This is a genomic window from Acetivibrio saccincola (assembly GCF_002844395.1).
Taxonomy (GTDB): Bacteria; Bacillota; Clostridia; order Acetivibrionales; family Acetivibrionaceae; genus Herbivorax; species Herbivorax saccincola.
Genome location: NZ_CP025197.1, coordinates 747369 through 761250, shown reverse-complemented (window position 1 = coordinate 761250; position 13882 = coordinate 747369). Strand labels below are relative to the sequence as shown.

Below are 13882 nucleotides of genomic sequence, written 5' to 3'. Positions count from 1 at the left end.
AAAGGATATATTATATATATAGCATATTTTATGCAAAAAGGTTTGCAGTTAAATTATTAATTGATTTATCAGATTCTGAGTATGCTTGTGCTGTTTCTTCTAAGAATTTTGAATATGATTCCACCACCTGATAATAACCTTCAAGATTGCTCTTAAATTTTTCAAACTTTGCTAAGAATGTATCTGCAGCCTCACTGTCCCACTTTTGCTTCATAGCTCTCATATCTGTTTCTATACCTTCCATTACGGATCTGAATCTTGAATTTATATTTTTTAAACTTGATGATGTTGATTTTAGCATTTCCGGCGTAACTTTAAATTCAGCCATTTTTTATTCCCCCCTTGTATTATTTTTCATAATTTAAAATGCTTACTCTTGTTTTTAACTTTACTCTTTCCCTTGTTCTTATCTTATTATTATCTTACTATTTCCTTGCTGTTGCCTTGTCCTTATCTTGTTATTGTCTTGTTATTGCCTTTTTTTATCTTTCTTCTTCTGTTTCTTCTTATCCTATTGCCTTTTTTTGACTATCTTCCTGTTATAAGTTTTTTAGCACTGTCTCTTATGTTTGTCTCTGTCTGTCCATATACCCTTGCTGATTCTCTTAATAGTGCTGTGTAGTTTTCAAGGACTTTTTTTAAATTTTCAAACTCCTTACGGAATCCTTCTATCTGTCCTGCATAAGCCCTGTTTGCTTCCCCGGACCAGCTTTTTGACATTGAATCCACTTCACTGTAAAGTTTATTATATAAACTAACATACTCCTTTGTCTTACCTTCTACTGAATTGGCTGTCCTTGTCAACTCCTCCGGTGTAACTGTAATTGCTCTGCTCATTTTTTTACCCCCCTTATTTTTGTAATTTATTTTATGTGTATATTATAATAAATTTTTTCACCCCCGACGGATTTCCTGACGAATTGCACGATTTTTGGGATGAATTGCATCATTTTTTATTTTTTGACACTTTACCTTACCTCGTAGTCATCTGTAGACCTCTCATCCGTGTAGTAAAATACTACATCTCCCGGCTTAATATCAAAGCCTTTTCCTGCGCTGTCAACCTTTCTGTCCTTTAGACCTTCTATTTCCCACATATTGCAATTTTCTGAAGAATAGCTTAGTAATTCTATGTCGTAATTTCCGTCTCTTCCCACTATTCTTCTTTGAACTTCAATATTAAAGTTTACAACTATGTATCCGTCCTTTAGCCATCCGTCATACTCTTCTATGCTTTTACCCGTCTTAGACAGTTCTTTTATAACATCCCTTCCTGCTTCACATACATACACTGCATTAGGTATTCCGTATTCACCGTACCATTTTTGTACAGATTTCTTTGCTTTCTCACTGTCAACTCCATATGGCAGATTTGTATCATCTCCTACAAAGGTCCTTGACTTCCAGGACAGTACAATCCTTCCGTACCAGCCGGTGTATGCATCTTGATTTCTCAATGTGCTCTCAGATACTCCTAAAATACTGCTTGTATCTTTTATTTCTTTTGCAGGTACATTGCGGTAAGAATCTCCCAAATGGCTTTTACGCTGTCATCAACATATCCCAAGGAAATGTTTGTTATTTCACCTTTGTATATTTTGGCTATTTCCTCTAATGTTAAATTGTTTACCGGGTTATTTGGATTTACTATTACTGCTATTCCATCAACAGCTATAGGGATTTCTGTAATTCCCCATGTCTTCTCTTCCTCATTTAACTCCCTTGATGCCATACCAATATCTGCACTTCCGTCATTTACAGCCTTAATCCCGGCAGAAGAACCAACACCCTGTACATCTATTACAACTTCAGGTTCTATATCTGTAAAAGCATCTGCCAATAGCTGTGCTAACGGCTGGACAGAAGTTGAACCAACTATGCTTATATGTCCGCTTAAATCCGCTGCTTCTTGCAGGCTGTCTTCCTTTATCTCTTCTTGCCGAGTCTCCTCCCTTACCTCTTTTTTAGCGTCGTTCTTTGCACTTGCCGGATTGTCATTGTTTTCACATGCTGCAAGAACACTCCCTATTGCTAAAGGTATAATAATAAACAGTACTAATTTTTTAAAAAACTTACTCATTTAATTTCCTCCCTTAAAATTAGATTTTTTAGATGTTTACAATTTAGATATTAAACCAGCAAGTTTAAAGTTTTATTAGGTCTTTGTTAAGTTGTGTTAAGCTTATGTTAAATCTGTGTTAAATGGGAGGAAGCAAAAAAAGCACAAAAAAAAGAGCCCGTAGGCTCCAATAAATTGATGATTTTCTAAAAAAGTTAAAAAAACCACTTTATAATACCCAAAAAACCCTGCTTCCAAGGAACTCTGTGGTTTACTCCTGATTTACCTTTAAAACTGTCCAAATTATCTAAGTACCACTGGTAATTTCTCAAAAGGGCATCTTTGTTTGAATACTTTGGCTTAAATCCTAAAACCCTCTTGGCCTTTTCTATTGAAACGAAAGAATCTTTTCCGGCAGTTTCGTACACCCATGCATATAGAGGAGAAATTTTTAAAAATTCTAAAATCCTTAACGCTAAAATAGCAGGCTTTGCAGGAAATCCAATTATTCTTTTTCCAAATCCGGCTTTATCTAAAACCGCCTGATAATCTTCCCTCATTGTTGTAAACTCTTCAGCACCTATATTGAAGGTATCGTTAACTTTTTCACGTTCTAAAGTAGCTGTTAAATAAATAGCTTCACATAAATCCTCAACATCTAAAAGCTGATATCTGTTTTTACCACTGCCAATCATGGGGAAATTCTTTCCGCTGCTTGCCCAGTCATACAATAGAGCAAAAACACCTAATCTTTCCGGTCCGATAAATGATTTTGGTCTGATAACAGGAACACACATACCCTTATCTCTGTATTTTTCACAAATCTTCTCAGCCTCTATTTTTGCCTCCCCATAGGGACCTACTCCAACCAATTCATCCTCTTCCACCAATGGATGATGGTCCGGAACCCCGTAAACAGCAGTGGAAGAAATATATATTACTCTTTCTATGCCTTTATTAAAAGATTCTGACAAAACTACTTCAGTCCCGTCAACATCCGTGGAATATATATCTTCCTTTGAATAAAGGGGCAGTGCAGCTGCACCGTGCACCACTATATCAACATCCTCTAAAGACTTTAAAACTGCTTCCCGGTCTCTTACATCGCCTTTTACTATCCTGATTTTATCTTTCATGTCCTCATAATCAAAATCCATTATGTCAAGGGAAGTTACTTCATGACCCTTTTTAACTAAAAACCGTATAAGGTTTATCCCCAAAAAACCAGAACCGCCTGTAACTAAATATCTCATACCCATCCCCTCAAATCTTCTGTAATAATAAATCTTTTAATATTATACTATATACATATAATTATGTACAATGGGCACCAAATACTTGATTAGTACTGTTTTTTGACTTTATCAGTTTTTTCACTTAAAATATATTTAATTATATATTTTTTTATTTTTCATATTTTTTTAAAAAATATACCCCAAAAAAAGAGCTAATAAGCCGAATACTTACTATGTAAGGCTGAAATAAGGTTAAATACCACTGCGGTAAAACTTCCAATCTTAAAAAGCTTCAAAAGAGTTTCTAATATGTGTATTCACATTTGAAAAAGTATTTAGAAACGGAGGCACACCCTGTGAAAGGTATAGTTGTTGAAAAGGAAAAAGAATATGCAATAGTGCTAAACAGTAAGGGACAGTTCCTGATGATTAAAAATCCTCAAGACCTTAAAATAGGCTACGAAATTGACATTCCTTCTAAAAGGAAGATAGGCATTAAAACAATTTTGGCAATTGCAGCTGCATTTATGATGGTACTTGGACTGTCAGTAATCCTTTACAGCTGCCACCGCCACTTCTGTTAAAAGCATTAGTTTATATTTATTTTTGCATCATTGACATCCTTTACCGGATAAACATCACAAGTCATATTATCAGAATAAATTTCAATTTTGTAGCCTTTATGCTCTTCCCACTGTGTTGCAAAGTTGTCTGCTGAAGGCGCTTTTCCTTCTTTAGGAACAAGCAGGGGCTCAAGTTCTTCACCGTTTTTTGCATTAATAATTTTGTCTTGCAAAATCAAAATCAATTTCTCTGAATCATCGCCGTTATTTATTTTATCATTACTACTATTTGTGAGGTGCTTTAATTCGCCATCTTCCGTCAAAAACATATATGCCTCAATTGCTCTTTCAATAAGATCCGCATTCTGGTAATCAACTTTTTGACGGCTGCTGTTAAGTACCCCTGTTAAAGTCAAAAATCCAATGGCTGCAATTATTCCCAATAATGCAATCACTATAAGTAATTCTACAAGGCTAAATCCGTTTTTGTTTCTAATTACTTTTATCATTTTCTTTGTCATACATTAATCCTCCCTTGAGATAAATTACATCAAATATAAAATAATATAAAATAATATTATGTAAATTGTAATATATTTATAATAAAAAATTATTTTTCTGCATAAAATTAAGCATAATATGATTACATATTATAGCTTATGTTTACATATTTGTTTGCAAATATATTTAATTTTGCAACATAATACAAAAAACTATCTAAAAAAAAGCAATAACTACACCTTACAAATACAGCAACAGTCTTTTGCATATATTTATACAAAATTATCTTAAGTAAGTTAATATTTATTATTGTATGATAAGAACAAGGATTATTACCACAAATATTTCTAAAAAGATAAAAAACTTACCCAAAATAATACAATAGATTCCAGTTTCATTATAACATATTATATATTTATTATGCAATAATTTTAAAAATTTGAAATGACCAAAATTATAAAAAATCCTTAATTTTAAGGATTACAGCTATTAAAAATTATTTTTGCAACAACTTCATCAATCTCATACATATAATTCACATAATTTTCCCAGTTGTCTATTCTTTCAATGCTTCTTCCTAAAAGCATTTTTTCTAAATTCTTTCTTATCTGATTTATTTCCGGGCGCTTAACCAGAGTACCGTTATTTTTTATAAGCTCAAGTGTTGTTTTTAACATATTTATAATTTGTTCTCTTTCAAAAGGTTTATCAATGTCCTCTTTGCCATGCATAAAAACTTTCCGTTTTGGCAGCACTCCTTCTTCTAAAGCAGTATTTATCAGGGTTTTTGTATATCCCACTATGCACCGGTCCCCTTGGCATTTACCGCATTTTTCTTCCCCTAAACATATTTTTTCAATATCTTCCTTAGCTTTATTATAATAGTCAAATAACTCTTTTGATATCTGCTTAAATTTAGATGCACCTTTTCTTTCTGACTCTAACATTGATTTTAGCATTACTGCAAAAATAACCAGTATTATTCCTATAAATATAGAGGTATTTTGAAAATTAATATACTTCTTAGGCAGGTTGCTGTAGAGTTTAGCTATTCCGAAGATCATAAATACAAGGGATGCCATTATTTTAATCACAAGCTCCGGAACTTTGTCCCCTAGCTTTTTGCCTATGAAAATACCTACAGAACAGGTCATTATCATTCCTGAAACAGTTCCCCCAAGTATTGCTAAAGGATATAAAGTGTTAGTTGCTAAAGTTATTGCTGTTAATTGAGTCTTGTCCCCCAACTCTCCTATAAAAAATGCCAGTGCTACCGTTAATACAGGTCCGAATTTATATTTTTCTTCCCCCTCTTCTTCATCATCTTCTGTTTTTAAAGTCCAAAAAGCAAAGCAAAGAAAAGCAAAGCCTGCAACTACCTGAATTATATTTGTCGGTATAATTCCGGAAATATATTTTCCCACAATCACGCCTAAGCCGTGATTTAAAAGCACTCCTATAAAAACACCAGTCAGCACCTTCTTAACCGGAAATTTTGTGGCAAAGGCCATTGCAAGTATCTGGGTCTTGTCCCCCATCTCAGCTATAAAAATAAGAAAAAAAGCTTTCAGCATTTCCAATATCATAATATCCACACCTTAATACAGCACTTAAGATAATATTTTTTCACAAAATCAATATAAAATCAACAGGTAATTTAAAAAATCACCTAAACTCTTGATATCATCAGTACTACAAGCTATAATTAGTTTTGTTAATTAATTTATTTGTTTTTTAAACTACTATAATCACCGGGGAATGGAGAAAGAAATGGAACTTATAAAAAATGCAGCCATGTATCTTCTTAGTTTTGAACCTTATGTAATGCTGCCTTTTATTATTTTGATTTTAGCAATAATTTTTAGAATTAAGTTTTCTACAGGAATAAAATCAGCCTTCACTATAGGCATTGGGTTTATAGGAATATTTGTAATATTTGATTATTTTGTTTCAATAATCAACCCTGTTATTCAAAAACTTATATCCCGAGCCGGTCTTCAGCTTGATATTTTAGATGCAGGGTGGCCTCCATTAGCTGCCATGACCTGGGCTTTTTCCTTTGCACCCCTTATTTTGCTTATATTAATGCTTTTAAACATTGTTTTGCTTACAGCAAGGTTAACCAAAACAATTAATATAGACATCTGGAATTATTGGCATTTTATATTTGCAGGTGCATTGGTTTACAATATAACAAACAACATTTTATTATCTACCTTTGCCAGCGCAATACTATTTATAATTACAATTAAGCTGGCAGACTGGAGTGCCCCGCTTCTTCGTAAGTTTTCAGACCTAAAGGGAATTTCCGTTCCCACTCTTTCTGCTGTAGTTTGCTTTCCTTTCGGCGTTTTAGGCAACAAGCTAATTGACCGCATACCTTTTATTAATAAAATTAACGCTAATCCTGAAAAAATGAAAGAGAAAATGGGGCTTTTAGGTGAGCCAATGATTATTGGTTTTATATTTGGACTTTTCCTTGGAATTGGTACAGGCTACAATGTAAAAGAAATTATAGAGCTGGCCTTTGGTATTGCAGCTGCAATATACATACTGCCAAAAATGGCGAGCATAGTGGGGAATTCTTTAATTCCCATATCTGAAGGTATGAAGGATTTTATAAAAAAACATTTTCCCAAAACCGGGGAAACTTATATTGGTCTTGATGTGGCTGTAATAATAGGTCTTCCTTCAGTTGTTGTAACCTCAATACTCCTTATACCCACTTCACTGGTTTTGGCCTTTATTTTTCCAGGAGTAAAGTTTATACCCTTAGGTGATTTGGTAAACTTAGTGGTGGTCACTTCCTTTCTCTGTGTTGCCACAAAGGGAAATGTGGTCCGCTCTTATATTATTGGAATACCAATAGTTATTCTCCATCTTTATTTAGCTTCAAACACCGCCCATTTATATGCAAACCTTGCAGAAAGCGTTGATTTTAAGCCGGCCGGTTATGACGGTGTATTTACAAGTTTTATTGATGGTGGAAATGTACTGCGTACATGGGTTGTAAAAATGTTTTCAGGCAATATATATGCCCTGCTGCTAATCCCTGTAGTTTTGGGCATATTATATCTAACCAGAAAGCTTTCTAATAAAAACAGCCAATATTAATAATCTTTTATCAGCATAAAAACAAATCAGTGAAAATCAAATATGAATGTAAAAACAAATACAGTATCGTTAATGTAAAACTACATATTTAAACTTTCAATTACTTTGTTTATAACACGTTCACTATATTTTCCTTCATAATGCCCTAAAGCCCAGCCCTTAAAAAATCTGTAAAAATCAGCCCATGCAACATAATATAATTCCCGCCATTCTTTTTCTAGGGCATCAAAATCAATATCTTTTCCCCTTATTTTCAATGCTTTTTCAAGCTCGCCAAAGTAAAAATCCAAAATATCTCCTTCTAAAGCTTCACATTCTTCATCATATAGGCAGCTGTCTATAAAGTAAGCAACATCCTTCATGCCGCAGCCACCGCCGACATACTGGAAATCCACTGCCGCCACTCTGCTTCTGTCTTCAGAAAAACAAAAGTTTGCAATCTTTGCATCCCCATGAACAAAAGTTTTAAATTTGCATCCGTCAAGTTTTGCATCCATCTTTTTAGCTGCATTCTTAAGTCTCATATCCCTTAGGGCTTTTAATTCATCCGGTCTGGTTTCCAAATGCCAATATGTACCTTTTGACCACAACCCTTCAGGCTTCTCACCCATAAAGGCAGCATGAAAATTTGCAAGCCACTTCAAACACAGTTTTACTTCATTCCAGGTTACACTTGACATTCTCCCTTTAAACCCTGCCAAATCAAGATCTTCAAATACCATTAAAAACTCATTGTTTTGCCACTCAAATGCATACCAGTCAGCAACCCTGCAATCTTCATTACACTTTTTACTCCAATTTTTATAAAATTCCATCTCCACCTTGTAGGATTTTAGCTTCCTCCTGTAAGATATATCTGAATCCTGATTACTTCTTTTATCAGGTAAACGGACATTTTTAACTATTACACTTTTTAAAAGTGAACGGCTGAGTATGCATCGAAATATTTTGCCATAGCCACCCCAAAGGTCCTGTATTTCATGTATTTCAACTATTTCCTTTGAATTTGTTGACTTTAAAATTACTTTCTCAAAATATTTGTTCATAGCATCAAACCCCGTATGTTGTTGTAAAAAACATGGTAATCGAAAGAAGGACTTTTTCTTTCGATTACCTGTTTTTTTGCATTTGATCTTTAAATTTTAAATAAAGTATAAAAAATTAAAATTATTTAAAAGGATTTTCTGTAGGATAAAGCATCCCCTTTGGTCTGTTGAAGTATATCTCTTCAACAGGAACTCCTATATATTTAAACACTTCAAAAAGAGGTTTTCCAAAGTGACCGAATGTAACCGCCCCATGGTGAGGGAAATTCTTCTCAATCAATACATGGCGGTAAAACCTTGCCATTTCCGAAATAGCAAAAATACCAATTCCCCCAAATGAGCGTGTAGGCACCGGAAGAACTTCACCATTAGCTATATAAGCACGTAACTTGGAATCAGCTGTACTTTGAATTCTAAAAAATGTAATATCTCCCGGAATTATATCCCCTTCAAGAGTTCCCTGGGTTACCTCCTCAGGAAGGGTTCTTGCCATTATCATCTGGTACTTCATTTCATGGGATGTTAATTTACATACTGCTGTATTGCCGCAGTGAAAACCCATAAATACATCTGTAGCTGTATAGTCAAATTTGTCTTTTATATCTTCATTGTAAATATCATAAGGAACGGTGTTGTTTATATCTAATAGAGTCACCACATCCTGGGATACAACTGTTCCTATAAATTCACTTAATGCCCCGTAAATATCCACTTCACAAGAAACCGGGATACCCTTTGCAGCTAAACGGCTGTTTACATAGCATGGAACAAAGCCAAACTGGGTTTGAAATGCAGGCCAGCATTTTGCCGCAACTGTCACATATTTTCTATACCCCTTGTGTTCTTCTATCCAGTCAAGAAGTGTTAATTCATACTGGGCAAGTTTTTCAAGAATTTCCGGCTTTTCGTTACCTTCTCCTAGTTCTATTTCCATTTCTTTAACAATTTCTGGGATTCTTTTATCCCCTTCATGCTTATTAAAAGCTTCAAAAAGGTCTAATTCAGAGTTTTCCTCAATTTCCACATTCAAATTGTAAAGCTGTTTAATTGGCGCATTACAAGCTAAAAAGTTTAACGGACGAGGTCCAAAACTTATAATTTTTAAATTATTCAGTCCATAAACTGCACGGGCAATTGGAAGGAACTCATGAATCATATCTGCGCATTCTTCTGCCGTACCCACAGGATATTCAGGGATATACGCCTTTACATTGCGTAAATTTAAATTGTAGCTTGCATTTAACATACCACAATATGCATCCCCGCGTCCCTGGATAAGCCCGCCGTCCTTTGATGTTTCTTCTGCTGCTGCTATAAACATTTTAGGACCGTCAAAGTGTTTTGCAAGCAATGTTTCAGCTATTTCAGGACCAAAATTTCCTAGGTACACACAAAGGGCATTACACCCTGCTTTTTTTATATCTTCTAAAGCCTCCACCATATGAATTTCACTTTCAACAATACAAATTGGACATTCATATATGTCATCTTCGTTATATTTTTTCTTGTAGGCTTCCACCAGTGCTTTTCTTCTGTTTACAGATAATTCCTCCGGAAAACAATCCCTGCTAACTGCTACAATACCAATTTTAACCTCAGGCATATTGTTCATTTTTTGACCTCCTTCATTTTTTATTAATGTGCTAACCTTATTTTTTGTTGAAGTTATTGCTGTAACAATTGCTATTATATATGTTAATTCTACACGAGAGTTAAAATAACTTCAAGGACTACAAAGCGCCTTTATTTTTAGCTTAATTTTATAATAATTTATAAAGTTGGTTTTTATAATAATTTAAAAGTCTGTTGACTGATAAAAATAATTATAATATGCTTGTTTTATCATTATGATTATTTTATAACCGATATAATATTTTAGTTGCTTTTGTTTAGTTGCTTTTGTTACTTTTTTGTTGCTTTTCATTAGGTATAATTATAGGAGGCTAAAATGATTTTTGTGCAACTTAAAGGACATGATTATTTATATCAGGTAAAAGATATTATAAAACTATTTTTTGAAAATGATATTGTAAAAGAAAAATCAGATTTTGAAGTTAAGAAGGGAATTTTTATATATACAGAACTTAGGAAAAGAAATATCTGTTTTGAAATTGAAACCGTTATTTTAAATGATGGTTTTTGCTGTTATAAAAATATTCATCACTTTAAGCCTTTTTCTTATTTAGATGAACCTGAAGAAAAAACTATAAAAAGAGAAGTAAAAAGAGAAATTTATATTGCACTTTCAAATTTTACAAATAAAAAGCTTCCCTGGGGCTTTTTAACCGGCATAAGACCTGTAAAACTTGTCCATAAACTATTAAGCCGGGGGCTTAGTTATGAAAAGATTTGGGGAATACTTCAAGATTATTATTTTGTATCAAAGGAAAAACTTAAGCTTCTCTTTGATGTAGCAAAAAGTGAAAAGGAAATCCTCGATAACACAAAACCTCATATGATAAGCATATACATTGGAATTCCCTTTTGCAAATCAAGGTGCTTATACTGTTCTTTTACTTCTAATTCTATTGACAAGTACAAAGATTTTGTTTTAGGTTATATAGAAGCTTTAAAAACTGAAATTAAAGGGGTACAGCAGATAATCAAAGAAAAAGGGTATAAAATTCAAAACATTTATATCGGAGGAGGCACACCCACTGCAATTGATGAAAAAAACTTAGAAGTACTTTTAACTGAAATAGAAAAAACTTTTGATTTTGAAAGCATTGGAGAATATACTTTAGAAGCCGGACGGCCTGACACAATTACTAAAGAAAAGCTTTCCCTAATTAAAAACTTTAGCGTAAACCGTATAAGTATAAATCCCCAGACTATGAAGGATAAAACTCTAAAATTAATTGGCCGAAAACACACTTCACAGGATATAATTAACTGCTTCTACATGGCAAGGGAAATGGGGTTTGGAAATATCAACATGGACGTAATCGCCGGCCTTCCGGGTGAAAATATAAAGGATTTTGAAAATACAATGAATTATATTAAAACCCTTAATCCTGAAAGTTTTACCGTTCATACAATGGCAGTTAAAAGAGCATCAAAATTAACAGAGAATGCAAAATTTGACTTTGCCCCAAATAAAGAAGCTTCTTTAATGATAGACTTAGCATCTGAATATGCTAAGAAAATGAATATGCATCCCTATTATCTATACAGACAGAAAAAAATGGCTGAAAATCTTGAAAATGTCGGGTACTGCAAAAAAGGATTTGAGGGCATATATAATGTCCAGATTATGGAGGAAAAACAATCTATAATAGCCCTTGGTGCCGGTGGGATAAGCAAAGTGGTTTCTCCGGAAGATAGCAGTGTAAAAAGAGCTTTTAATGTAAAAAGTGTAGAGCTTTATATAAAAAATGTTGATGAAATGATAATGAGGAAAAAACTATTGGTAAAAAATTTTCCATATAATCAAAATGCCCGTCAAATAAAACCTTGACGGGCAAGTTTTTACATCCTTTATTAATAATGTTTATCAGCGTAGCCTACCCAGCCGCCTTCTTTTATAAGGGCTTTGTCAAATTCCCCAATGGTAAAATCAATTTCTTCACATTTGCCCTCTGATGAAATGATAATTTTGTCATTATCTACATCAATTTCTATTGTGGTGTCTTTATCTTTGTAAGTGTCAAAAAGATAGTCAATTTTTTCTTTTGGCAGTTCAATGGCAAACATCCCGCAGTTGTACATGTTTTGCCTGAATATCCTTGCAAAGTTTTCAGCAATTACAACATTAATTCCGTTTACCTCCAAAGCCCAGGGCGCATGCTCCCTTGATGAACCGCACCCAAAATTTGCCCTGGTAACTATAACTGATTTGCCTTCAATATCCCTCTTTGAGTCAAAGCCTTCTAATCTCAAATCCTCCAAAAGATATGGTTTTAAGGCATCCTTGGTAATCTCAGTTAGGTATTTTGCAGGAATTATTTCATCGGTATTTATATCATCCCTGTCTAAAAACAGTACTTTCCCACCAAAAGTTTTCATTATACCCCTCCTTCCTCAAATAAACGAGAATTGGTGATACTTCCCTTAATTGCTGTAGCCGCAGCAGTTGCAGGGCTCATTAGGTGAACCATTCCACCTTTCCCCATACGTCCGTTAAAGTTCCTGTTTGTAGTGGAGGCACATACTTCACCTTCGGCTAATACGCCGTTACTCATGCCAAGGCAAGCACCACAAGTGGGGTTTGTTACACAAAAGCCTGCATCCTGGAAAATTTCTATAATCCCTTCCTTAAGTGCAGCACTGTATACAGCCGGAGTAGCAGGGCTTACTATTCCACGTACATTATCATGGATTTTTTTACCCCTTAGGACTTCAGCTGCAACCCTAAGGTCTTCAATTCTTCCATTTGTACAGCTTCCGATATAAATCTGGTCAACTTTTGTTCCTTCCATTTCCCGCACTGTTTTAACCTGATCCGGCTTATAACCAAAGGTAACCATTGGCTCTAAATCTGAAACATCATATTCATATACTTTTTCATATTCAGCGCCTTCGTCTGATATCCATTTGGAATATTCTTTTAGTGCATCTTCTTTTGTCTCAAACTCGTCTTTTATAAACTCCCAAAGGTAGTCCACAGTTGTAGCATCCGGATAGCAAATTCCACATGTACCGCCGGCTTCTATTGCCATGTTGCACAAAGTCATCCTGGCCTCCATGGACATTTCATCAATAACAGGACCTGTAAACTCTATAATTTTATTTGTTGCACCGTTTACAGTCAACTCCTTTATTATAAATAGGATGACGTCTTTTGCATAAACACCGGGTCTTAGCTTTCCATTTAGTACTATTTTTATGGTTTTAGGGGTACGAAATGAACATACACCTTTTAGTATCCCAACTTCTAAATCCGTAGTCCCAACTCCTGCGGCAAAAGCTCCAAAAGCCCCATGAGTACAAGTATGAGAGTCCCCCATTATTACCGTGTACCCGGGTCTTACAAACCCCTTTTCTGGGAATAAAGCATGGCACACACCATTGCGTCCGATATCAAAAAAGTCCTTGATGCCATGTCTTCTGGCCCATTCACGGAGTATTTTTCCCTGCTCTGCAGTCTTACTGTCCTTTGCAGGGGATACATGGTCAATCACTGCTTTTATTTTACTTGCATCAAAAACCCTGTCCATTCCTCTTTTCTGTAAATCAGTTATAGCTATAGGCGTAGTAATTTCATGACAAAATACCGCATCAAGCTTTAGTACATGAGTGTCCGGAAAGGGCATATCCACCCTGTGGGCATCAAAAATTTTTTCTGCTATAGTTCTCTTTTCTTTCATGTCAATCATCCCTTTTTTAATATATTCTATGTGTCTTTTATACATGCCATATTCAAAT

General features: G+C 34.4%; 14 protein-coding genes. 3 read left to right on the top strand and 11 right to left on the bottom strand.

Going from position 1 to position 13882, the window contains the following annotated elements; all coding sequences use genetic code 11:
* Nucleotides 1-28: 28 nt before the first annotated feature.
* The 5 genes from HVS_RS03410 to HVS_RS03390 form a co-directional block, all read right to left on the bottom strand.
* Nucleotides 29-328: a WXG100 family type VII secretion target gene (locus tag HVS_RS03410; protein ID WP_101299261.1), complete on the bottom strand. Its 300-nt coding sequence runs from the start codon at nt 326-328 to the stop codon at nt 29-31.
* Between the two features lie 200 nt (nt 329-528).
* Entirely contained in the window at nt 529-837 is a 309-nt protein-coding gene (locus HVS_RS03405; RefSeq protein WP_101299259.1) for a WXG100 family type VII secretion target, read from the bottom strand.
* Between the two features lie 131 nt (nt 838-968).
* Nucleotides 969-1535, bottom strand: coding sequence for a hypothetical protein (locus tag HVS_RS03400; RefSeq protein ID WP_101299256.1), 567 nt, complete (start codon nt 1533-1535; stop codon nt 969-971).
* A complete protein-coding gene (locus tag HVS_RS03395) occupies nt 1496-2080 on the bottom strand; it encodes a substrate-binding domain-containing protein (protein WP_101299253.1) in 585 nt (194 codons plus the stop codon). Before HVS_RS03395 ends, HVS_RS03400 begins: the two co-directional genes overlap by 40 nt.
* A gap of 194 nt (nt 2081-2274) precedes the next feature.
* A complete protein-coding gene (locus HVS_RS03390) occupies nt 2275-3312 on the bottom strand; it encodes an NAD-dependent epimerase/dehydratase family protein (RefSeq protein WP_101299250.1) in 1038 nt (345 codons plus the stop codon).
* A 338-nt stretch (nt 3313-3650) separates the two neighbouring features.
* Between HVS_RS03390 and HVS_RS03385 the strand changes: the two genes are divergently transcribed.
* Entirely contained in the window at nt 3651-3878 is a 228-nt protein-coding gene (locus tag HVS_RS03385) for an anti-sigma factor domain-containing protein (RefSeq protein ID WP_157942967.1), read from the top strand.
* A gap of 5 nt (nt 3879-3883) precedes the next feature.
* Here the strand turns inward: HVS_RS03385 and HVS_RS03380 are convergent, their stop codons facing one another.
* A complete protein-coding gene (locus tag HVS_RS03380) occupies nt 3884-4378 on the bottom strand; it encodes a type II secretion system protein (RefSeq protein ID WP_101299244.1) in 495 nt (164 codons plus the stop codon).
* Nucleotides 4379-4831: 453 nt separating this feature from the next.
* Nucleotides 4832-5944, bottom strand: a complete 1113-nt coding sequence (locus HVS_RS03375; protein ID WP_101299241.1) for a TMEM165/GDT1 family protein — start codon at nt 5942-5944, stop codon at nt 4832-4834.
* A gap of 172 nt (nt 5945-6116) precedes the next feature.
* Between HVS_RS03375 and HVS_RS03370 the strand changes: the two genes are divergently transcribed.
* Nucleotides 6117-7472 carry a PTS transporter subunit IIC gene (locus HVS_RS03370; RefSeq protein WP_242971664.1) on the top strand — a complete coding sequence of 452 codons (1356 nt, stop codon included), beginning with the start codon at nt 6117-6119 and terminating at the stop codon, nt 7470-7472.
* Nucleotides 7473-7552: 80 nt separating this feature from the next.
* Here HVS_RS03370 and HVS_RS03365 read toward each other — a convergent pair whose 3' ends face one another.
* Together HVS_RS03365 and HVS_RS03360 are read right to left on the bottom strand one after the other, a co-directional pair.
* Nucleotides 7553-8518 (bottom strand): phosphotransferase, encoded by a 966-nt coding sequence (locus tag HVS_RS03365; protein ID WP_101299236.1) that lies wholly within the window; start codon nt 8516-8518, stop codon nt 7553-7555.
* Nucleotides 8519-8639: 121 nt separating this feature from the next.
* The gene (locus tag HVS_RS03360; protein ID WP_101299232.1) at nt 8640-10130 is read right to left on the bottom strand and encodes an L-fucose/L-arabinose isomerase family protein; all 1491 of its coding nucleotides are present in this window, start codon (nt 10128-10130) and stop codon (nt 8640-8642) included.
* 336 nt (nt 10131-10466) lie between these two features.
* Here HVS_RS03360 and hemZ point away from each other — a divergent pair, with 336 nt between their 5' ends.
* Nucleotides 10467-11975, top strand: a complete 1509-nt coding sequence (gene hemZ, locus HVS_RS03355; protein WP_101299229.1) for a coproporphyrinogen dehydrogenase HemZ — start codon at nt 10467-10469, stop codon at nt 11973-11975.
* 23 nt (nt 11976-11998) lie between these two features.
* Here hemZ and leuD read toward each other — a convergent pair whose 3' ends face one another.
* Entirely contained in the window at nt 11999-12523 is a 525-nt protein-coding gene (leuD, locus tag HVS_RS03350; RefSeq protein ID WP_101299227.1) for a 3-isopropylmalate dehydratase small subunit, read from the bottom strand.
* Nucleotides 12523-13824, bottom strand: a complete 1302-nt coding sequence (locus HVS_RS03345) for a 3-isopropylmalate dehydratase large subunit (RefSeq protein ID WP_101299225.1) — start codon at nt 13822-13824, stop codon at nt 12523-12525. The genes leuD and HVS_RS03345 overlap by 1 nt, the downstream gene beginning before the upstream one ends.
* Nucleotides 13825-13882: the final 58 nt, after the last annotated feature.

Excerpts from the sequence above, each read along its gene's own strand:
- HVS_RS03410 (WP_101299261.1), bottom strand. The coding sequence starts at position 328 with ATGGCTGAATTTAAAGTTACGCCGGAAATGCTAAAATCAACATCATCA.
- HVS_RS03405 (WP_101299259.1), bottom strand. The coding sequence starts at position 837 with ATGAGCAGAGCAATTACAGTTACACCGGAGGAGTTGACAAGGACAGCC.
- HVS_RS03395 (WP_101299253.1), bottom strand. The coding sequence starts at position 2,080 with ATGAGTAAGTTTTTTAAAAAATTAGTACTGTTTATTATTATACCTTTA.
- HVS_RS03390 (WP_101299250.1), bottom strand. The coding sequence starts at position 3,312 with ATGAGATATTTAGTTACAGGCGGTTCTGGTTTTTTGGGGATAAACCTT.
- HVS_RS03380 (WP_101299244.1), bottom strand. The coding sequence starts at position 4,378 with ATGACAAAGAAAATGATAAAAGTAATTAGAAACAAAAACGGATTTAGC.
- HVS_RS03375 (WP_101299241.1), bottom strand. The coding sequence starts at position 5,944 with ATGATATTGGAAATGCTGAAAGCTTTTTTTCTTATTTTTATAGCTGAG.
- HVS_RS03370 (WP_242971664.1), top strand. The coding sequence starts at position 6,117 with ATGGAGAAAGAAATGGAACTTATAAAAAATGCAGCCATGTATCTTCTT.
- HVS_RS03365 (WP_101299236.1), bottom strand. The coding sequence starts at position 8,518 with ATGAACAAATATTTTGAGAAAGTAATTTTAAAGTCAACAAATTCAAAG.
- HVS_RS03360 (WP_101299232.1), bottom strand. The coding sequence starts at position 10,130 with ATGAACAATATGCCTGAGGTTAAAATTGGTATTGTAGCAGTTAGCAGG.
- hemZ (WP_101299229.1), top strand. The coding sequence starts at position 10,467 with ATGATTTTTGTGCAACTTAAAGGACATGATTATTTATATCAGGTAAAA.
- leuD (WP_101299227.1), bottom strand. The coding sequence starts at position 12,523 with ATGAAAACTTTTGGTGGGAAAGTACTGTTTTTAGACAGGGATGATATA.
- HVS_RS03345 (WP_101299225.1), bottom strand. The coding sequence starts at position 13,824 with ATGAAAGAAAAGAGAACTATAGCAGAAAAAATTTTTGATGCCCACAGG.